At 33.8% G+C, this 22,434-nt stretch carries 16 protein-coding genes; 8 read left to right on the plus strand and 8 right to left on the minus strand.

Features of this window, described 5'->3' with window-relative positions; genetic code table 11:
- Position 1: 1 nt before the first annotated feature.
- Both serC and DFQ06_RS02350 read right to left on the minus strand, forming a co-directional pair.
- Positions 2–1,066 carry a 3-phosphoserine/phosphohydroxythreonine transaminase gene (gene serC, locus DFQ06_RS02345; protein WP_042494916.1) on the minus strand — a complete coding sequence of 355 codons (1,065 nt, stop codon included), beginning with the start codon at positions 1,064–1,066 and terminating at the stop codon, positions 2–4.
- A gap of 163 nt (positions 1,067–1,229) precedes the next feature.
- Entirely contained in the window at positions 1,230–2,288 is a 1,059-nt protein-coding gene (locus tag DFQ06_RS02350) for an acyl-CoA reductase (RefSeq protein ID WP_042494918.1), read from the minus strand.
- A gap of 97 nt (positions 2,289–2,385) precedes the next feature.
- Between DFQ06_RS02350 and DFQ06_RS02355 the strand changes: the two genes are divergently transcribed.
- The 4 genes from DFQ06_RS02355 (at position 2,386) to DFQ06_RS02370 (ending at position 5,177) form a co-directional block, all read left to right on the plus strand.
- A complete protein-coding gene (locus DFQ06_RS02355) occupies positions 2,386–2,739 on the plus strand; it encodes a 4Fe-4S dicluster domain-containing protein (protein WP_074936091.1) in 354 nt (117 codons plus the stop codon).
- 280 nt (positions 2,740–3,019) lie between these two features.
- Entirely contained in the window at positions 3,020–3,865 is an 846-nt protein-coding gene (locus DFQ06_RS02360) for a transglutaminase-like domain-containing protein (RefSeq protein ID WP_074936089.1), read from the plus strand.
- 159 nt (positions 3,866–4,024) lie between these two features.
- On the plus strand, positions 4,025–4,525 hold the full coding sequence (locus DFQ06_RS02365) for a hypothetical protein (RefSeq protein ID WP_074936087.1): 501 nt from the start codon (positions 4,025–4,027) through the stop codon (positions 4,523–4,525).
- Between the two features lie 46 nt (positions 4,526–4,571).
- Entirely contained in the window at positions 4,572–5,177 is a 606-nt protein-coding gene (locus DFQ06_RS02370; RefSeq protein WP_133965802.1) for a thiamine diphosphokinase, read from the plus strand.
- 71 nt (positions 5,178–5,248) lie between these two features.
- Here DFQ06_RS02370 and DFQ06_RS02375 read toward each other — a convergent pair whose 3' ends face one another.
- The gene (locus tag DFQ06_RS02375; protein WP_133965803.1) at positions 5,249–7,939 is read right to left on the minus strand and encodes a TonB-dependent receptor; all 2,691 of its coding nucleotides are present in this window, start codon (positions 7,937–7,939) and stop codon (positions 5,249–5,251) included.
- Between the two features lie 237 nt (positions 7,940–8,176).
- On the opposite strand from DFQ06_RS02375, the gene ychF reads away from it, so the two are divergent.
- From ychF to DFQ06_RS02395, 4 genes are all read left to right on the plus strand, one after another.
- Positions 8,177–9,271 carry a redox-regulated ATPase YchF gene (gene ychF, locus DFQ06_RS02380; protein ID WP_042494922.1) on the plus strand — a complete coding sequence of 365 codons (1,095 nt, stop codon included), beginning with the start codon at positions 8,177–8,179 and terminating at the stop codon, positions 9,269–9,271.
- 283 nt (positions 9,272–9,554) lie between these two features.
- Positions 9,555–10,460 (plus strand): DMT family transporter, encoded by a 906-nt coding sequence (locus DFQ06_RS02385; protein ID WP_042506502.1) that lies wholly within the window; start codon positions 9,555–9,557, stop codon positions 10,458–10,460.
- Positions 10,461–10,577: 117 nt separating this feature from the next.
- A complete protein-coding gene (locus tag DFQ06_RS02390) occupies positions 10,578–12,431 on the plus strand; it encodes a DNA topoisomerase IV subunit B (protein WP_074936082.1) in 1,854 nt (617 codons plus the stop codon).
- Between the two features lie 294 nt (positions 12,432–12,725).
- Positions 12,726–15,338 (plus strand): DNA gyrase/topoisomerase IV subunit A, encoded by a 2,613-nt coding sequence (locus DFQ06_RS02395; RefSeq protein ID WP_042506503.1) that lies wholly within the window; start codon positions 12,726–12,728, stop codon positions 15,336–15,338.
- Between the two features lie 133 nt (positions 15,339–15,471).
- On the opposite strand, the gene DFQ06_RS02400 is transcribed toward DFQ06_RS02395, so the two are convergent.
- The 5 genes from DFQ06_RS02400 to DFQ06_RS02420 form a co-directional block, all read right to left on the minus strand.
- Complete coding sequence (locus DFQ06_RS02400; RefSeq protein WP_133965804.1) at positions 15,472–16,644, minus strand: leucine-rich repeat domain-containing protein; 1,173 nt, start codon at positions 16,642–16,644, stop codon at positions 15,472–15,474.
- Positions 16,645–17,009: 365 nt separating this feature from the next.
- A complete protein-coding gene (gene miaA / locus DFQ06_RS02405) occupies positions 17,010–17,966 on the minus strand; it encodes a tRNA (adenosine(37)-N6)-dimethylallyltransferase MiaA (RefSeq protein WP_162857624.1) in 957 nt (318 codons plus the stop codon).
- Positions 17,967–18,173: 207 nt separating this feature from the next.
- Positions 18,174–19,022, minus strand: coding sequence for an ion transporter (locus tag DFQ06_RS02410; protein WP_074936078.1), 849 nt, complete (start codon positions 19,020–19,022; stop codon positions 18,174–18,176).
- Between the two features lie 27 nt (positions 19,023–19,049).
- Positions 19,050–21,017, minus strand: a complete 1,968-nt coding sequence (locus DFQ06_RS02415) for a transglutaminase domain-containing protein (protein WP_042506505.1) — start codon at positions 21,015–21,017, stop codon at positions 19,050–19,052.
- 3 nt (positions 21,018–21,020) lie between these two features.
- The gene (locus DFQ06_RS02420; protein WP_042506506.1) at positions 21,021–22,385 is read right to left on the minus strand and encodes an exonuclease domain-containing protein; all 1,365 of its coding nucleotides are present in this window, start codon (positions 22,383–22,385) and stop codon (positions 21,021–21,023) included.
- Positions 22,386–22,434: the final 49 nt, after the last annotated feature.

Below are 22,434 nucleotides of genomic sequence, written 5' to 3' on the forward strand. Positions count from 1 at the left end.
TTTAAGCTTTCGCTTCTAATTCACTCATAACTTCTACAAGTGCTTTTACACTATCTAAAGGTAAAGCATTGTACATAGAAGCACGGTAACCACCAACACTACGATGACCGTTAACAGCGCTAATTCCTGCTTCTTTCAGCATAGTTTCAAACGTTTCTTTTAAGTTATCGTTTGTTAGGTTGAAGGTTGCATTCATCATAGAACGATCGTCTTTAGCTGCGAAACCTTTAAATAATGGGTTCAAATCAATTTCAGAATACATTAAACGAGATTTCTTTTCGTTTTCTTCTGCAATAGCTGCAACACCGCCTAAACCTTTTAGCCATTCTAAGGTTAACATAGTTGTGTAAACAGGGAATACAGGAGGCGTGTTAAACATACTACCTGCTTTGATGTGTAATTTGTAATCCATGATAGAAGGAATATCGCGAGATACTTTTCCTAAAATATCTTCTTTAATAACAACTAAAGTTGTTCCTGCAGGTCCCATATTTTTTTGAGCTCCAGCATAAATAAGATCGAATTGAGAATAATCTATAACACGAGAAAAGATATCACTACTCATGTCGCAAACCATAGGTACACTTGTTTTTGGAAACGATTTCATTTGTGTTCCAAAAATAGTATTGTTTGATGTGCAGTGGAAGTAATCATAGTCCGAAGGAACATCGTAACCTTTAGGGATATAGTTGTAATTAGCATCGGCAGAAGACGCTACTTCGTAAATGTCGTCTAATTTTTTTGCCTCTTTAATAGCTTTGGCACTCCAAGCTCCAGTATTTAAATAACCTGCTCTTTTTTCTAAAAGATTCATAGCTACCATTAAAAACTGTGTACTTGCGCCACCTTGTAAAAATAATGCTTTATAACCTTTACCTTCTAAACCTAATAATTCTAAAGCTAAAGCTCTAGCATTTTCCATAATATCAACAAACTCTTTACTTCTGTGTGATATTTCGATTAAAGATAAACCTGTATTATTGTAGTCAACTATAGCCTCGGAAGCTTTTAATAATACACTTTGAGGTAAAATACTTGGTCCTGCACTAAAGTTATGTTTTTTCATTTGTAAAGTTATATGGTTTTTTTATGGTTTTAAATATCATCCAAATTATACATTTTGTTATAGTTTAAAAATGTGGATGTTTCATTTAAATTTTCAAAAAATGTAAGATACAAAGTTGCTAATTAATTGCTGAATTGGTGTTAAAAATTCGATAATTTTTTCGTCAAATCGCTAACAAAAATTCAACAGAATCGACACTATCCGCATAATCCCAAAGTTCTGGTTTTTGAGTGGCACCAAATGCGATTTCGTTTTTTGCGAATCCTTTGGCGACTATACATTGTATTTTCTCCGAATCTGCTTCTAATTTTTCATTTAAAGCCGCTTCAGAATCGTAGTACTCATAAAATAGGGTTGCAATAGGTGAAGCGTAACTTTCATCTTCTTTTATCATGAAGAATCCGTTTTCTAGCATATCGAACTCACTCATTAAATATACGGCTTTGTTATAATCGTAATTATTGGCGTATTTTGCTTTGTTTACAATATCATGCCAATGGTAAATACCTTGAAAAAAGCCGTCAAATTTATATCCTTTTGGTACATAGAGTTTAGATACGTTTCTGCAACCAAGACCATAATATCTAAAAATATCTTCCGATAGGTTTTTTAAATCTTCTTCAGTTTCATTTCCGGTTAAAACCGCAACCGAATTTCTATTATTTCTTATTATAGAAGGTTTTCCTTTAAAGTAATATTCAAAATAGCGGGCTGTATTGTCGCTTCCGGTAGCAATAACGGCATCAAAATCGGTAAGTTTTTCTTCCGTAAAGGTCATTTTACCTTTAAACTGAGGTTCTACAAATTCTAAATATTTAGCTAAATAGGGTAGTAGGTGCTTATCGTTACTAGATTGTTTTACAATAACTTGGTGTCCTGAAATTAATACAGCAAGAAAATCGTGAAACCCAACTAAAGGAATGTTTCCGGCCATAATAATAGCGACCTTTTTAGGTGTTACGCTATTAAACTGATAAGCATTAAGCCATGTGTTTAGCTTTTCGGGTGTTAAACTATCTGCCCAACCTTGCAATGCGAAAGCCATGTTTTCTTTAGTAAACCAACCGTTATGTTCTTCGGCAAGTTTTAGTTGATGTTTAAAACCATCGAAAAACATATCGTTATGTTCAATATTATCTTTCTTTTGTATCACTTCGTTAGAAAATTGACTTAAAAATTCTCCTAATTTTACAAAAGCGTTAATTCTTTCTTGTAAATTCATTCTTAATTTGGTTATGAATAGTTTTGGCTTTATTTTTGCAACTGCAAATTTAAGGAAACTGTAATAGAGTTCTTAAATTTTAAAAATAAAAATTACTATGGCAATTATAATAACAGACGAGTGTATAAATTGTGGGGCTTGTGAACCTGAGTGCCCAAATACAGCAATATATGAAGGTGCCGACGACTGGCGCTATAAAGATGGAACAAGTTTAGATGGTACGGTTGTTTTAACAAACGGGCAAGAGGTTGACGCTGATGAGGCGCAAGAGCCAATTAGCGACGAGCTTTATTATATTGTACCAGATAAATGTACAGAGTGTAAAGGTTTCCATGATGAGCCGCAATGTGCTGCAGTTTGCCCTGTAGATTGTTGTGTGCCAGATGAGGATGTTGTAGAAACAGAAGAAGAACTTTTGGCTAAACAACGTTTTATGCATCCTGAAGGATAGAAAATAAAAACGTTTTAAATACAAAAGAATCCTGGGCTTAGCGCTTAGGATTTTTTTTTTTTGTACTAAACTTAAGTAAAATAACAGACCTTAATAAGGAGTTGTTTTAGGTATTTGGAAAATCTTGGCCGCGTTTTGTTGTTAATTCGTAAGAAATTCGATTGAGTTAAATTTTACTTCAATTATGATATTTATTAATCTAATAAAGACCATATTAAGCACGGAATGGGTGTATTTTTGAATTGAATAGTCTCAAGATTTGACGTAAACTCCTTTTAGTATGAAATTTAATGTAAAAAGCGCTTTGTCTTACAATGTAAATGGTCCCACCACATTTATTTTTAATATTCATGCTTTGAATACATCTAGTCAAACGGTTTTAGAAGAAAACTTAACGATAGATCCTGCTATAAATCATGATGTTTTCACAGCTCATGATGGTCGTTCTAAATTTATGAGATTAAAAATACAGGAGCCTTGTAATTTTTCGATGTCATATTCCGCAATTGTGGACATGAGTTATAAAATTATTGATGAAAACAATTCTGAGAATTTGGTATCTGTTGTAGAACTTGATAGTTACATCGCTTCCTTTTTATATCCAAGTCGTTATTGTCAATCTGATAAGTTAATGAAGTTTTCTTTTAAGGAATTCGGTCACTATGCAACTGTGTACGATAGAGTTTTAGCAATAACCGAATGGATTTACAATAATATTGAATATACTAGTGGTAGTACAGATTCTCAAACTTCGGCCATAGATACTATTACGGAGCGTGTTGGTGTTTGTCGAGATTTTGCACATTTAGGGATTGCACTTTGTAGAGCTTTATCTATTCCGGCAAGATATTTTACTGGTTACGCGTATCAATTAAATCCGCCTGATTTTCATGCGTGTTTTGAAGCTTATATCGATGGCGATTGGATTATATTTGATTCGACCAAATTAGTTGCTGTAAACGGACTAGTAAAAATAGCAAATGGTAGAGATGCCGCAGATTCTGCTGTTGCTAGTATTTTTGGAAATGCAGTTGGTACTTCAATTACTGTAGATTGCCAAGTTATGGATGATAACTTTCAGCCCTTTATTTATGGAGGAAATCAAAAAGCTATTTCTTTTCAATAGAAACGTATTTCATAAAAATAATAAAATCCCTAAGTTTGCGCTTAGGTTTTTTTATGTGAAATTAAATTGAAACACGTCTAAAGTTTTTTAGACGGTTTTTTTTGCTCAGTATTAAACCTTTTAAAGATAGTTTAGTCAAACCCCAAAAAAAATATAGTTATGACCAAAAAGTGGATGCGTATTATACATCGTTATTTAGGATTTTTTTTAATCGGAGTAATGATTGTATACTCATTAAGTGGAGTTATTTTAATTTTTAGAAATACCGACTTTTTAAAAAGTGAGACCAAAGTAGAAAAAACAATAAAGCCAAATTTAAGAGGAGAAGCTCTTGGTCGTGCTTTAAAAATTAAAAGATTTAGAGTTGAAAAAACAAAAGGCGATTTAGTTTTGTTTAAAAATGGACAATACAATAAAGCTACAGGTTTAGCTCAATACACAAATAAGGAATTGCCTTATGTGCTAAATAGAATGACGCATTTGCATAAAGCCACATCGGCAGAGCCTTTATTTTGGTTAAATGTATTTTCTGGTGTTTCGCTTTTCTTTTTTGCAATTTCATCTTTTTGGATGTTTATGCCTAAAACTAAAATCTTTAAAAAAGGAATGTATTTCACTGCTTTTGGTGTTGTATTGACTCTAATTATGCTATTTATTTAAAAAAGTATAGAAATTTATGTGCTATAACTTTCTTATTTTTGCTTAGATGAATACAGAAAAAGTATGTTTGTTTTTAAATGGTGAGCAACCTAAATCTATTCCAGATTTAGAAAGTTATAAAATAGTTTGTGCCACAGATGGTGCTTACAAGTTTTTAGAGGCAAATAATATTGTTCCTAATTTTATTAGTGGCGATTTTGATTCAATTGAAACTATACCAGATGCTGTAGAAGTAATCCATACGCCAAATCAAGATTTTACAGATTTTGATAAAGTGTTACAAATTCTTTCTGATAAAGGATTTAAAACGGTTCATGTTTTTGGAGCAAGCGGGAAGGAGCAAGACCATTTTTTAGGAAATTTACATACCGCACTACAATGGGAAACAAAGCTCGATTTAACTTTTTTCGATAATCATGGCTATTATTTTTTAGCTGATAAATCTTCGGAAATTAAAAATTGCTTAGATAAAACGGTGTCGTTAATTCCGTTGCCGGAAGCTACTGGTATTGTAACTGTAGGTTTGAAATATGCTTTAAACAATGAAACTTTGGCTTTTGGAGACCGCATAGGTACTCGTAATAAGGCTGTAATAGATAATATTTTGATTACTTTTAAAACGGGAAATTTATTTTTATTTATTAATGATTAATAGATTCTAAAATATAAAAAAAGCCGAGCAATATTGCTCGGCTTTTTTGTGTAAGATATTTAAAATACTTTTTATAATTTAAAGTTTAATCTAGCAAAGGCATATGTACCATCAGATCCCATTTGTACAGAATCGGCTAAACCACCTTGATCTGTCCATCCATCAAATTGTGGCGTCGGGTAGGTGTTAAATAAGTTATTTGCACCAATACTCAACTTTAGTTTTTCCGAAATTTGGTAACCTAAGCTTAAATCTACAATTAAAGCAGCTTTATAAATATCGGTAGCTACAGGGTAAAGGGCATCTGCTTCAGCTTGCGTTGTTGGAGGAGAATCTACCCATTGAAAATCTTGAAGTGTTACTTCGCTAAATTGAGTTAAAGCTACGGAAGCATTGAATTTCTTGTTAGTGTATCCAAGGTTTAACCCAAATTTATAATCTGGAGCTGCAGCTTCTAGGTATGCTTGAGAAAATGGTCCGAAAAATGTAAACTCATTTAGAGCACCATTATGGATTTCTTTAATGGTTAGGTCATTTAAATTACCAATTAAATCTACTTGAATTTTACCTTCATCACCTACGCTAGTTCCATAACCTAAAACAATATCTAAACCATTGGTTCTGGTATCTACACCATTTGCAAAAAATTGCGCAGCATCTACATTCAATGGTCCTAAAACAGTTTGATCTGTAAAGTTGTCGGTTAAAATAATACGATCATCAACCGAAATAGAGTATGCATCAATAGTTGCTGTAAAACCTCCTTTTTTATAAGTAAATCCAATACTAGCGTTAAAGGCTTTTTCCTCGTTTAACTGTCCTATACCAAAAGCTTTGGTTACTGTACTGTTATTAGCTGATAGTAAAGACGGCACTGAAGTTCCGGCAACAATATTGGTAAACTTTAGGTTGTAATACAATTGAGCTAAAGATGGCGCTCTAAAGCCTGTAGAAATAGAGCCTCTTAAAGTGAAGTTATCAGTAACTTTTAATCTACTTGCTAATTTTCCGTTAAAGGTACTTCCAAAGTCACTGTATTGTTCGAAACGTAAAGCTCCTGCAAGCATAAATGCTTCGGAAACATTAAGTTCTGTATCAAAGTAAATGCCATAATTTGTTCTGCTTCTGTCTACTTCGTTATCTGGACTATAACCAGGGAAACCTTGTGAACTTCCTGATAAAACATCACCGTTAGAGTCTGTTGCAACGGTTTGTACCGCAGGGTTTGTAATTATCACGCCATTTTCATCATAAAGCCCGTAAGAAGCTTCTTCACCTGAAAAAATGCCAAAGTTCTCCGTTCTATATTCAAAACCAAAAGCTAAACTTAATCCAGAAGCGACATCATCTAAATATTTATTAAAATCTAAACCTGTAGTGTTTTGAGATAAGTAATGTCCACCTGCATCAAAATCTGTAGGCGATAAATCTTGCATAGAAGCATTGTTACTGTCCTTTATATAATAGTGAAAAAAGTTTCTTCCAAAGGTATTATTAAAATCTACATTCCATCCATTTTCCATTTCATGTCTCACACCAACCGAAACCGAAACATCGGTAATGTTAGAGGTAATTCTAGGTGTAAATCCGTTAGGGTATAAGCTAGGTACCGATCTGTTATCTCCATTTGCAAAACTATCTCTAGAAAAAGCGTAAGCATCGGTATCTCTGTAATTTCTACCACCAAAAGCATAAATTTCGGTATTATCGTTAATTGGTAAAGCCGAGTTAATCATAAAATTAAAACCATCAACACCTGCGCTACCGTATCCTTGACGCCAAGAAAACCCTGGTCTAAGTGTGTTTTGTCTCGATAAAAACTCTGTTGTGAAATTCATGTAACCACCAGCGTCGTTTAAAGATACACCATAATTAGCATCAATTTTTACAGTTTCTCCGTCCCAGCTTTTACTTTTTCCATCTAAACGATTCTCACCTTCAACATTACTTAAAGTTTCGCCTGTAGCTTCTTCCCAACCGTCACCAATAGCTGTGCTATACGCGCCGTAAGTAATACCACCAGTAAAACCATCGGTATTATCTTTTAAAACAATATTGATTACACCAGCAATGGCATCCGATCCGTATTGTGCCGAAGCACCATCTCTTAAAACCTCAATACGTTTAATAGCATTTGCAGGAATAGCGTTTAAATCTGTTCCAGAATTTCCTCTACCACGAGTTCCAAAAATATTTACTAAACTCGATTGGTGTCTTCGTTTACCGTTAATTAAAACCAAAGTTTGATCTGGACCTAAACCACGTAAAGATGCCGGAACAATATGGTCGGCACCATCAGAGCCTGATTGTTTACTGGCGTTGAAAGAAGGTGCGGCATATTGTAAAATTTCATTAACTTCAACTTTTCCGGTGTTAGAAGCAATATCAGCAACATTAATAACATCAACGGGAACAGCAGTATCTATAGCAGTTCGTTTCGGGCTACGAGAGCCTACAAGCATCACTTCATCTAAGCTAACCCCATCATCTAGGGTTACATTAAATGTTGAACGGTTGTTTACGGCTATTTCTTTAGAATCGTAACCAACATAGCTAAAAACGAGTATTGAGTTACCATTTGCTGAAATACTAAAGTTTCCATCAAAATCTGAAATAGCGCCATTTGTTGTTCCTTTTTCCACAACGTTTACTCCAGCAATTGGCATTCCCGATGCATCGGAAATATTACCTTTGACGACCTGTTGTGCATACGAAAACATAAAGCTCCCTAAGCACAGTATTAACGTGTAAAGTTTTTTCATAATTTAATTAATTTTGTTTTTGAGTTATTTAAAGCTAATATATGTTAAAATTATATTAAAATCATTTGATTCTCGCATAAAAACGTGCTTAATACGCTGTTAAAGTTTGTTTTTGTTGAATTATGTGTAATCTATTCTCTTTAAAAATAAATAATAGAAATACTCTCAATATACCCTATATTTGCACTCGAAAAATATAGGTTCCCACGTTACGGGAATAATAAAATACATATTTCAATGAAAGCAGGCATCGTAGGATTACCAAACGTAGGGAAATCGACTTTATTTAATTGTTTATCTAATGCAAAAGCGCAAAGTGCAAACTTCCCGTTTTGTACAATCGAACCTAATATTGGTGTGGTAAATGTGCCAGATCCACGTTTAGAAAAGTTAGAAGAATTAGTAAATCCAGAGCGTGTACAACCCGCAACTGTAGAAATAGTTGATATTGCAGGTTTAGTAAAAGGAGCTAGTAAGGGTGAAGGTTTAGGAAATCAGTTTTTAGCGAATATTCGTGAAACCGATGCTATTCTTCATGTTTTACGTTGTTTTGATAACGATAATATTGTTCATGTTGATGGTAATGTAAATCCTATTCGTGATAAGGAAACTATCGATATGGAGCTTCAACTTAAAGATTTAGAAACAGTTGATAAAAAACTTGATAAAGTAAAACGTGCTGCTAAAACAGGAAATAAAGACGCTCAAAAAGAAGAAGCTGTTTTATTAAAAATTAAAGCAGGTTTAGAAGCAGGAGTATCTGTTCGTGCTTTAGAATTTTCTGAAGAAGATGATATTGAATTCGTAAAACCATCTCAGTTTATTACAGATAAGCCAGTAATGTACGTTTGTAACGTAGATGAAGGTTCTGCTGTTTCTGGTAATGCTTATGTAGAGTTAGTGCGTGAGACAGTTAAAGATGAAAACGCAGAAGTTTTAGTTTTAGCTGTTGGTACGGAAGCAGATATTAATGAGTTAGATGATTATGAAGAACGCCAAATGTTTTTAGCTGATATTGGCTTAGAAGAAGCAGGAGCGGCTAAATTAATTCGTTCGGCTTATAAGTTATTAAACCAACAAACTTATTTTACCGCAGGTGTGAAAGAAGTTCGTGCTTGGACTATTGATATTGGTGCTACGGCTCCGCAAGCGGCAGGTGTAATTCATACCGATTTTGAAAAAGGATTTATTCGCGCCGAAGTTATCGGTTATGAGGATTTTGCAAGTTACGGTAGTGAAGCTAAAGTAAAAGAAGCAGGTAAAATGCGTGTTGAAGGTAAAAACTACATTGTTAAAGATGGTGATGTTATGCATTTCTTATTCAACGTATAACAATATAATATATTGCATTTTAAAAACTTCATTTCTACATCTTAGGAATGAAGTTTTTTTATGTCTAAACATGAGGTTGTTACTTGAAAAATAAGGTGTTAAATATGTAGGTTTTAATAAGAAAATTAGCTTTAAGCTCTGGTACGAATTTCGAAGTAAAATTGAATAAAATAATGTTTATAGAAATGCTTTCACCTAGATATGTTGCGGAAAATCTAATTTGAACGTTGTAATTATGTCTTTTTCTGAATTATTATCAATATTAGAATTCTAAATTCGCGGTATGCAAGCAACAAAAAAGTTTTGGTCGGGTATCGCTATTGGTGTTTTAGGAATTGTTTTATTTTCCTCTAAAGCCGTCATGGTAAAATTAGCTTATAAGTATCAAGTCGATGCTATAAGTATTTTACTATTGCGTATGCTGTTTTCTTTTCCTTTTTATGTTGTAATTGCTATTGTTTATAGAAATAAGGTGGAAGGTGCAATCCTTAGGCATAAAGATTACGCTTGGGTGGTTTTCTTTGGTTTTGTGGGCTATTATTTAGCAAGTTATTTTGATTTTGTTGGTTTAACGTATATAAAGGCGAGCTTAGAGCGTATTATTTTATTTTTATACCCAACCATCGTTATTTTGTTAAATCGCATATTTTTAAAGCAGGCGATCTCAAAAATACAAGCCATTGCTATAGGTTTGACGTACGTTGGGATTATTATTGCTTTTTCCGATGAAGTGAACGTCTCAGGAACCGATGCTTATTTGGGAGGTTTCTTTATTTTGTTAAGCGCCATAACTTATGCTTCATATTTGGTAGGTAGCGGTTGGTTAATACCTAAATTTGGTGTTATAAAATTTACAGCTTATGCTATGCTGGTGTCTTGTTTCTGTGTATTTATCCATTACGGATTTATAGGTAAAATGGACTTATTTGGCTTTGCTTGGGAGGTTTATCTGCTAGGGTTTTTAATTGCCGTTTTTGCAACGGTAATTCCTTCATTTTTAGTGTCATTATCTATAAAGATGATAAGTTCGTCCAACTTTGCCATTGTTGCTGGTATTGGTCCTATTTCAACAATAATATTAGCATCTATCTTTTTAAATGAGTCGCTCACTTTGCTTCAGTTTTTTGGAGCGTTAATAGTAATTGGTGGTATTGTGTTTATGTCGATAAAAAGCAGGAAAAAAGACTGAAAATGGGGTTTAAATAATAAAAACACTCTATTGTTCATTACTTTGTTTGCTTGCTATTTTATTTTTTATTTACTTGTGCTATCTTAGCTTTTTAAATCCCAAAATTACGAAATATTAATGGCAGAAGAATCTAACTATACCGAAGATAATATACGCTCACTCGACTGGAAGGAACATATTAGAATGCGTCCGGGTATGTATATTGGTAAACTCGGTGATGGTAGTTCGCCAGATGATGGTGTTTATATTCTTCTAAAAGAAGTTTTGGATAACTCTATCGATGAGTTTGTGATGGGAGCGGGAAAAACCATTGAAATTTCTATACAAGGTGTAAAAATTACGGTTCGTGATTACGGTCGTGGAATTCCACTAGGAAAAGTAGTCGATGTAGTGTCTAAAATGAACACCGGTGGTAAATACGATTCTAAAGCCTTCAAAAAATCGGTAGGTTTAAATGGAGTAGGTACCAAGGCTGTTAATGCTTTATCGTCTTTCTTTAGAGTAGAATCTACACGTGATAGTAAAAGCGCTTCCGCGGAATTTTCTCAGGGAAACTTAACCAATGAAGAGTTTTTAGAAGAAACATCGCGTCGTAAAGGAACTAAAGTATCTTTCGTTCCAGATGAAATTATCTTTAAAAATTATAAGTATCGTAACGAGTATATCGTTAAAATGCTTAAAAACTATGTATACCTAAATCCAGGTTTAACTATAGTTTTTAACGGCGAAAAATATTTCAGTGAAAACGGATTAAAAGATTTATTAGCCGAAAAAATAAACGAATCAGATTTACTATATCCTATTATTCATCTTCGTGGTGATGATATTGAAGTGGCGCTTACACACAGTAAAACGCAGTATAGTGAAGAGTATAATAGTTTTGTTAACGGACAAAATACCACGCAAGGTGGAACGCACTTAACAGCCTTTCGTGAAGCCTTGGTAAAAACCATTCGTGAGTTTTATGGTAAAAATTACGATGCTTCAGATGTTAGAAAATCTGTAGTTTCTGCCATTGCTATTAAGGTTATGGAGCCGGTATTCGAGAGTCAGACAAAAACTAAATTAGGTTCTACAGATATGGGAGGCGAGTTGCCAACCGTTAGAACTTATATTAACGACTTCCTTAAAAAATATTTAGATAACTATTTACATAAAAACCCAGATACAGCCGATAAAATTCAACGCAAAATTCTGCAAGCAGAGCGTGAACGTAAAGAATTATCGGGTATTCGTAAACTGGCTAAAGATCGTGCTAAAAAAGCCAGTCTTCATAATAAAAAATTACGCGATTGTCGTGTACATTTTGGCGATACTAAAAACGTAAGAAACTTAGAGAGCACGCTGTTTATTACCGAGGGGGATTCTGCATCGGGTAGTATCACCAAATCTCGAGATGTAAATACACAAGCCGTTTTTAGTTTAAAAGGAAAGCCTTTAAATTGCTACGGATTAACAAAAAAAATAGTTTACGAAAACGAAGAGTTTAATTTACTGCAAGCCGCATTAAATATAGAAGAAAGCTTAGAAGATTTACGTTACAACAATGTAGTAATAGCTACAGATGCAGATGTCGATGGTATGCATATTCGATTGTTGTTAATTACATTTTTTCTTCAGTTTTTTCCAGAAGTTATAAAAGAAGGTCACCTTTATATATTACAAACACCATTATTTCGTGTGCGAAATAAAAAAGAAACAATCTATTGTTATTCTGAAGATGAACGCCGTAGTGCTATAGAGAAGTTAAAACCAAAGCCAGAAATCACCCGATTTAAAGGTTTAGGTGAGATTTCTCCAGATGAGTTTAAGCATTTTATAGGTCAAGACATTCGTTTAGATCCTATTATGCTAGATGATAATATGTCTATAGAAGATTTATTATCCTTCTATATGGGCAAAAACACACCAACACGACAAGAATTTATAATAGATAACCTTAAAGTAGAGGTCGATTTAATAGACGAATAACATCTTATCATTATCAAATTGAGAATTTTATATGTTTAAATTTAAATATTTAGTAATTTTGCACTACAAATATTGAAAATAATCATAAACCACTTACAATCAAGCTGTTTTGAATTGAGTTTGAAAGTAAGTATTAAAAATTTTATAAAGATGTTATATATTAAAGAAAAGAGTAAAGAAAAAAGACGTTCCTATGACTATTTACACAATCACGATGTGACAAGTAAAGCAAAGAAACGTAGAAAAACTGGACGTGTTACCCTTAGCGGTAAACCAAAAGAGTAATCATTTTTAATGGCAGAAGACGAAAACGACGATTTAATTAACAACCAAGAAGAAGAACCCCAAGAAACCATCACCCGAGTAACGGGTATGTACAAAGATTGGTTTTTAGATTATGCATCTTATGTAATTCTGGAGCGTGCTGTACCTGCAATCGAAGACGGTTTTAAACCCGTACAGCGCAGGATCATGCATTCCATGAAGGATTTAGATGATGGTCGGTACAATAAAGTAGCAAACATTGTTGGGCATACTATGCAGTATCACCCTCACGGAGATGCTAGTATTGCCGACGCTATGGTTCAAATTGGTCAAAAAGATTTGTTGATTGATACTCAGGGAAACTGGGGGAATATTTTAACAGGCGATCGTGCGGCAGCTTCACGTTATATTGAGGCACGTATATCTAAGTTTGGCTTAGATGTTGTTTTTAATCCTAAAATTACCGAGTGGCAAGCGAGTTACGATGGTCGACGAAAGGAACCGGTTAATTTACCGGTAATGTTCCCGTTATTATTAGCCCAAGGTGGCGAAGGTATTGCGGTAGGTCTGTCTACAAAAATATTACCACACAATTTTATAGAACTTATAGATGCATCTATTAAGCATTTACAAGGCAAGCGTTTTACAATTTTACCCGATTTCCCAACTGCCGGTATAGCCGATTTTTCGAACTATAACGACGGTCTTCGTGGCGGAAAGGTAAGAGTACGCTCAAAAATATCACAGTTAGATAAAAATACTTTAGTAATTACCGAGTTGCCTTTTGGAACGACAACCAGTTCTTTAATAGATTCTATCTTAAAGGCTAACGATAAAGGTAAAATTAAGGTTAAAAAAATTGAAGATAACACGGCTGCCGAAGTTGAAATTTTGGTGCACTTACCGTCTGGATTATCACCAGATAAAACCATTGATGCCCTTTATGCCTTTACAAGCTGTGAGTCGTCAATTTCTCCATTAGGTTGTGTAATTGAAGATAATAAACCTCTATTTGTAGGGGTTACAGAAATGCTTAGAAGAAGTACGGATAACACGGTAGACCTTTTAAAGCAGGAATTAGAAATTCGTTTAGGTGAATTTGAAGAACAATGGCATTTTGCGTCTCTAGAGCGTATTTTTATTGAAAATAGAATTTATCGCGATATTGAGGAAGAGGAAACTTGGCCTGGTGTAATTAATGCCATAGACAAGGGGCTTCAGCCACATATAAAGCATTTAAAACGTGCGGTAACCGAAGAGGATATAACCCGTTTAACAGAAATTCGAATTAAACGTATTTCAAAATTTGATATTGATAAAGCACAACAAAAAATTGATGCTTTAGAAGATCAAATTGCTGAAATTAAACATCATTTAGCTAATTTAATAGATTATGCTGTCGCGTATTTCACTCGTCTTAAAAAAGAATATGGTGAAGGTCGCGAGCGTAAAACAGAAATTAGAGTTTTTGATGATGTTGATGCTACCAAAGTTGTTATTAGAAACACAAAACTCTATGTAAATAGAGAAGAAGGGTTTATAGGAACCTCGCTGCGTCGGGATGAATATGTGGGCGATTGCTCTGATATTGACGATATTATCGTGTTTACCAAAGCTGGTATCATGATGGTAACAAAAGTAGATACCAAAACCTTTATAGGTAAAGGTATTATACACGTTGCTATCTTTAAAAAGAAAGATAAACGTACTATTTACAACATGATTTATCGTGATGGGAAAAGCGGCCCGTCGTATATTAAACGTTTTGCTGTTACAGCGGTAACGCGAGATAGAGAGTATGATTTAACCAACGGGAATAAAGGTTCGGCATCATTATATTTTTCTGCCAATCCTAATGGAGAAGCAGAAGTGATATCTGTTTTGTTACGTCAGGCTGGAAGTATTAAAAAATTAAAATGGGATATCGATTTTAGTGATATCTTAATAAAAGGACGTGCTTCTAAAGGAAATTTAGTAACTAAATACCCTATAAAACGCATAGAATTAAAGGAAAAAGGGGTTTCTACGTTAAAACCTCGTAAAATTTGGTTCGATGATACCGTGCAACGTTTAAATGTTGATGGTCGTGGTGAACTTATTGGTGAATTTAGAGGTGAAGATAAACTTCTAATCATTAATCAATCTGGAGTAATTAAAACAGTAACTCCAGAAGTTACTATGCATTTTGATGATGATATGATTGTCATGGAAAAATGGGTGCCAAATAAACCTATTTCAGCTGTATATTTTAATGGTGAAAAAGAAATGTATTATGTCAAACGTTTTTTAATAGAGCAAGAGGGTAAAGAGGAGCATTTTATTTCCGATCATCCAAATTCTTTATTAGAAATTGTTTCTACAGATTGGAAACCTATGGCAGAGATTGTGTTTGCTAAAGAACGTGGTAAAGACAGAAAAGACAACTTAGAAGTTAATTTAGAAGAATTTATAGCTATAAAAGGTATTAGTGCTCTTGGAAATCAATTAACCAAAGACAAGGTAAATCAAATTAATTTGTTAGATCCAATTCCTGTGGAATCTCCAGAAGAGGTGAATGCAGAGGATATTGAGGTTAATGGTGAGGAAACTGTTGATGGTTCTGAAGAGGCTTCAGATGATGAATCACAAACAACTTTGTTTTAATTTGTAGATGTTTCATTTTATTAATTTACTTAAAACAAAAATGCGTTTTTAACGCCAATTGAATAAAAATAAAAAAACCAATCTAAACTATTGTCGAGATTGGTTTTTTTTTTTTTTTTGCTTTTAAGATTTATTATTTCAAAAACTTTTTAATTGCGCTACCTTTATTAGTTACTATTTGTAAGAGGTAAACGCCATGAGGTAATGTGGTAGTTTCTATAAAAGTTTGCTTACTTGTTGATACATTAACTCCAGAAATATTAAAAACTAATAATTCTTCGACATTAATTCCTTTTGGGCCACTAACACGAATGTCATTTTCCGTATTAATTATTGTAAATTCATTTTTTAAAGATGCGCTATCTGTACTTAAAGTTAGTGCAGGATCTTCGGTAACGGATTTAAATCCTGTCCAACCAGCATCTTCGTATTTTTGTGTCGTTCCTTCAGGAATGAATAAATCTATTGCAGCGTTAACATTAAAGGCATCAGAGGGTAAAATAGGAGGATTAGCACTGTAAGATTCTACATTTGTGATAAGATTATCTGCAAATGCCTCATTACCAATAAATGTAAGGTTGCTCCCTAAAACAACATGTGTTAAATAATTTTCTGAAAAAGAGCTTTCTCCAATACTAGTTACGCTATTCGGAATGGTGATTTCTTTTAATTCGTTACCCATAAATGCGTTATCTCCAATAGAAGTAACGTTAGAAGGAATTGTAATATCTGCTATTTTATTGTTATAAAAAGCATTGTTATCAATAAGTTCTACATTATCACCAATAATTACACTTGTTAAAGCATTAAAACTAAAAGCATTGCTTCCAACAGAAATTATACTATTTGGTATTGTAATAGTTGTTAAATCATTATTAGAAAACACATGATCTTCAAGAGAAGTTATGGTATTAGAGATTGTTGCGGTTTTTAATGAATTATCACTAAAAGCATAAGCGCCAACAGATGTTACGGTGTCAGGGATGTCAATGTTTTCTAATTTACTATTAGTAAAAGCATTGTTGCCAATAGATGTAATGCTATTGGGTATAGTAACACTTGTTAAAGAAGAACCAAAAAAAGCTCCAAAGCCTATGGATGCTACCGTATAGGTTGTTGAATTAGCATCATTGGTTACAGAGCTCGGTAATGCCAATGATGTCGCTGTACCTTTATAAGATTTGATTTCGACTGCAAGAGCAGGTTGTCCTGCGTTTGTATACTCAATATCATCTTTAATAAAAGGAGTTTGAGCAAATAAAACGGAATTAAATAGTAGTAAAATAAATAGATTTAAATTTTTCATTTTTTTTGGGGTTACGTTAAATTATACAAGTAGGTTTCCGTAAGGATTTACGTTAAAAATACGCATTTAGATCATTTTTTTCAATTAAAAAGTAAAATAATCGGTTAAATGACACAAAATGAAAGCGATAAATCTGATGTTTTATTTTTTAAAACTCAAAAAAAAGTGATGGCTAAAGTAAAAATGTTGGTGATGTAATTGCTTTAAAAAAAGAATTCATTATACTTTTTGTAAATACGCATAGCACAGCGTGCTCTAAAAGCTCAAAAGACAATCTAGTTTGGTAAATATTGATTTGCCTAATGATTAAGAAAGTACCAGAGGCATCAGGAAGTAAATATAAGATTACGTTTTTTTTTTTTTTATTAAACCATTTGTGCTTGTACTGAAGTTGCTATTTTTTCTAAATCACTTTCGTAATCAAACCAAAGTGTGCTTTCATTTCTTTTAAACCAGGTAAGCTGACGTTTAGCGAAACGGCGCGTATTTTTTTTAATTTCTAAAATAGCAAACTCTAAAGTCCATTCTCCGCTTAAATATCTAAACAATTCTTTATAGCCTACGGTGTTTAAAGCATTCAAATCTTCGTAGGGAAGTAGTGTTTTAACTTCGTCTAATAAACCATTATTTATCATGATATCGACACGTTGATTTATACGATTGTAAATCAGTTCACGATCGGCTGTTAAGCCGACGGTAATTGTTGTAAACGGACGCTTGTTTTTTTCTTTATTTAAGAATGAAGAATACGGTTTTCCGCTTCCAATACATATTTCTAGCGCACGAATTACACGGTGAGGATTGTCTATAGAAATGGTTTTGTATGCCGTTGGGTCTAATGTTTTTAGTTGTGTTGTTAGATGTTCTAATCCGTTAATTTCTAATTGCTTATTAAGTTCTTCTCGAATAGATGGTTTAACTTCAGGGAAGTAGTCTAAACCTTTGGTTACGGCATCGTTATATAAGCCAGAGCCGCCAACCATAATAGCGACATCATTAGATTTGAAAATTTGCTCTAAACAACTTGTAGCATCTTTTTCGAAGGCGCCAACATTGTAATTATCTTGCACTGATTTATGATGAATAAAGTGGTGTTTTGCGCCAGCAAGTTCTTCTACATTTGGGGCCGCTGTACCTATTTGCATTTCTTTAAAAAACTGACGAGAATCGGCCGAAATAATCTCAGTTTTAAAATACTGCGCTAGTTTTATACTGAGTGCTGTTTTTCCAATGGCTGTTGGGCCAACAATAGAAATGAGATATTTTGGTGTTGTGCTGATGAGATTTCTTTTTTTAGAGTTTTCAAAAATAGAGAAAAGCAAGGAGTTTTTTTAATGAAATAAGAAAGTATTGTGGTGTTAGCTTCTTTAAAATGGTTTTGAAGATACACTTTTAAGAAAAACAGGACTTAATTGAAGAATAAAAGTTGGCGGATAAGTGCGTTAAGGATTGAACGGTTTGTTTAAGCTCCCCGACCTTAGGAGGGAGCGCGCAGTGAAAGCCTGACCCGATAGGGTAACGCCCAAAAATTAATGTAACTTATTGCCACAGTTGTAGCAAAATTCAGCTTCGTCTTTATGGTTACTGGCTAGGCAATTTTGGCACGATTGTGAGTTTAAATTTACTTTAGGTTTTTGTGGTGTTGCATTTTTGTCTTTACTCTGGTTAACGTATTCGGCTGAAACAATACCGGTTGGAACCGCTATAATACCATAACCTAAAATCATGATAATGGCAGCTATTAATTGACCAATTGGTGTTATAGGTGCGATATCGCCAAACCCAACCGTAGTCAGGGTTACAATGCACCAATATACGCTTACGGGTATGCTTGTAAATCCACTAACTTCGCCTTCTATAAGGTACATAAGTGTCCCGAAAATAATAGATAAAATAAGTACAGCAAACAGGAATACCGATATTTTTGCGCGACTGGCTTTTAACGAATTAGTAAGAACTTGTGATGCGCCAAGAAAACGTGCTAGTTTTAAGATCCGGAATACACGCAATAAGCGTAAAGCGCGTAATGCGGCAAGTGCGTGAATACCACCGAATAAAAGCGATATGTATTTTGGAGTTGTGGATAATAAATCTATGATGCCGTAAAAACTCGTAACGTATTTTAAGGGCTTTTTTACCGTAACAATACGGGCGATATATTCTATACTGAATAGAATGGTAATAATCCACTCTGAAATGTTTAGTAAATTGTGGTATTTAGCATCGAAACTCTTAATACTTTCGAGCATAACGAGCACAATACTCGCAATGATAGCAATGAGTAGGATAACATCGAAAAGTTTACCCTTTGGGGTGTCGGCCTCGTAAATGATTTCGTGAAGACGGATTTTCCAATGTTTTTTTGATGTTTGACTCATAGTATTTCAAAAGTAAGAAATGATTTTCTATTTTTTCTTGAATAATATTAATGAATTTGTTTGAATATCGACAACTTTATTCATCATTTCCTTTAAATACGGGTAATATTCCGGCGGATATAGAGCATCGTTAAAGCGTATTTTAAACATAAGTTGCACTTGGTTTTCTTTTACAGCCGATGAATAAGATATACTGCCTTTGCTATTTGGTATGGCAAGATTTACGCCTTTTGGAGCTTCAGAAACTTCGTATACTTCGGGATCAAACTTCAATTTTAAGGTATAGAAATAGGTGTCGGCATACCCAAAGTCTATAGGGTAGGAGCGCTCTTGTAGTTTAAACGGATTGGTTGTAAAAAACTTTGCTATAAACGGATTTAAGTAAAGTAAATTAACGTCAGGATTATCAAACTCTAAATCGACGTTGTAAGATTCGCTAAATCCATTACTGGTTTGGCTTTCACTTAATACCTCGTGGTTTGTAATCTCTAAATTCGGGTGTTTATCTTCTAGTTTATTGATGTAGTTGTCGTTATTCGGGAAATAAGCTTTTTTAGCATTTAAGGCGTGGTAGCCAGTTTTTTTACCCTTTACAGTTCCGCTAACGGTTGCATCATTATTTAGAGTTAACTCTGTGATGTACATGGTTGTGGTTGGGTATTTTGGCGTAATATCAACCCATTCGCTGCCAGCCTTAAAATCTATAACACGTCCTCTTTCATTTAGACATCTAAAAGGAATTTCTCCAAAGGTTAAAAACTTATCTGTAGCGTCTAAAAAATACGTGTCATCACCAATAGTGACTTGTACTATTAAATAATTAAAATCAGATATTACAGGGTAAATAACGGTAGGGAATCCGTTATTTCGAGTAGAAAGTAGTACTGGTTTTACATCGATATCGGCTTCTCTTAATATATTATGAAGTAGGATGTTTATAGATGAAACGTTGCCAGAACGTGTTTCTATTAAATCTTTTATGGATACATCTTTAAAAATTTTATAATCGCCATTCCATGTATATTGCTCTTGCACGTATTGATAAATAGCTTCAGTTTTTTTTAAAGCATCGGTTTCGTTGATAATATCAGCTGTTAAAAGATCTTCTAAATCAACAGACCTTCTAATTTGTTTACCAATTTCTTTTTCCGATTTTAGTTCTTTATCAACGCTTTTCCATGTTTTCGTGTAGTGCTTAATAGAGCCATCCATACCTCTAAAAGTCTCTAATTCGTACTCTATACGTGCTAAATAGTTGCTTTTAGTCGTCATGTAATCTTCTTCAATAAAAGCCGGAATGTCTTTCATGGCAAAGGTACTGTTTCCACAATCTGCGGTTGCGCCATTACGCATCACTAAGCATTCTTTTTTTATTTCAGATTCTGCAACATCTAGTTTTTCTTGACCGACTAATTTTGTGTGATACAACCAGTTTGCTGGAATGCTCGCTTTGTATTCACTATAGAGTTTAGGAATATCACTCTGGAAATCCCAACCGTGATATTTAAACATAAACGGTGAAATAACCTCGTAACTATAAGTAATTACTGAGCCCTCTTTAATATTTGGTAAAGTGAATTTAACCAAAGTTGTGTTCTCGTTATAATCTTCCGTATAAATATCTTTTTCTAAAAGGTGAGATTTAATTAAATTACCACCAACGTTATTATAGGTAATGGCTTTAATATTTTCAATTTTCTCTTTACTGTTCTTGCTTTTGTATAAGTAAATAGCAACATTGGCGTGCTCGAAACCTTCTGTATTAAGTAGTTTTACTTTGTGTTTTATTTTGGTGTGTAAATCGTATTCTTCTTTATCTACATAACTCTCGCCTTGCTCGTAAATCACTAAGGCGTTTGCGGAAGAATCTTTTGCAAAGGTTCTTGTTTGTACGTCTTCGAGACTTACTGTAAAAGTGTCGGAGCTGTAAGGCTCTTCTTGTGCGGAAATAAATAGAGTGCTTAACAGGGAGAGGATTAGCGTAATTTGCTTCATGTGTTAGTTGAAGTTTATAATTTTTAAACGTTTGTTTTTACGAACATAATTCTTGATAATATGCTGTGCATCGCGGTTGTTTTCCATAGGAGTAATAATGGATTCTAATACCTCGATGTTGTTAATTTGATAGTTTAAATTAACAAAACCAAGTCCTTTAAAAACACCGTTTTCAATTAAAATTGCACTGCGCTCATCGACATCGCGACCTCTATCAATAATTACCATGTTTTTTTTAACGTAGCTATGCTTTTCAATTAAAGCATTTACACGTTTGTTGTATGCTTCAGGAGTTTCTTTTTGAATACAAGCACCTGCACATTCTTTAATATCGTAACTAAAGCAACTGGTTTTGGTTTTGTAGAGTCCGGCTAGCTTTTGGCACAGTTTATATTCTTCAACAACGTTTGTTAAAAAACTCTTTGCGCTTTGTCTATTGGTGAACGTGGTTATGTTTTTTTTACGACCATCGGCCACATCAATTTTCAAATTTATATAACCGTTTTCGTCGACAAAACTATATAAAGCATGTGTAAAAATAGAACGACGTAATGCTCTGTTAAATAGCGGTTTGTTTTGTTTTATTTCTTCGTTTTCTTTTAGAAGTGCTACAAGTTCACTTCCGGTAGATTCAAAGGTGACAGTACTTACTAAACGTTGTAGTTTTTTAGACTTCGAGTTGGTACCTGTGAAGTGTTGGTTTAGGCGTTTTTTAATGTTATTGCTTTTACCAATATAGATGATATCGCCTTCGGCATTATGTATGTAATATACGCCAGTAACCGATGGAAGGGTGTCTAAAATGTTTAAAAACTTAGAATCTAGCTTGTTTTTTTTATGAAGCTTTACAGATTGCTGAATAATATTTTTTGAGGTGTCTTTAGCAAGTAGAAGTTTAAATAATTTTACCGTAGCCAGTGCATCGCCGGAAGCACGGTGTCTATCGGTTACCGGAATGCCAAGAGAGCGCACAAGCTTGCCTAAGCTGTAAGAAGCTTGGTCTGGTATTAAATCTTTAGAAAGTTCTACAGTGCAGAGTGTTTTACGTTTATAATCATAACCTAAACGTCTGAATTCCGTGCCTAGAATACGATAATCGAATTGCGCATTATGCGCCACCAAAATACAATCTTCAGTAATTTCGATAATACGTTTAGCGACTTCGTAAAACTTAGGCGCATCTCGTAGCATTTTACTGTTTATACCAGTTAAATTAACAACAAAGGGCTGGATTTCACGTTCCGGATTTACAAGACTTATAAATTGATCGACAACCTCGTGGCCGTCAAACTTGTAAATGGCAATTTCGGTGATGCCTTCTTCGTTAAATTTACCACCTGTGGTTTCAATATCTACTATTGCGTACAAATGCTTTTCTTTTAGTATGTAATAGTCCGTGTGTAATTGGCGGTGCTTA

Source organism: Algibacter lectus (assembly GCF_004368925.1).
Classification (GTDB): Bacteria; Bacteroidota; Bacteroidia; order Flavobacteriales; family Flavobacteriaceae; genus Algibacter; species Algibacter lectus.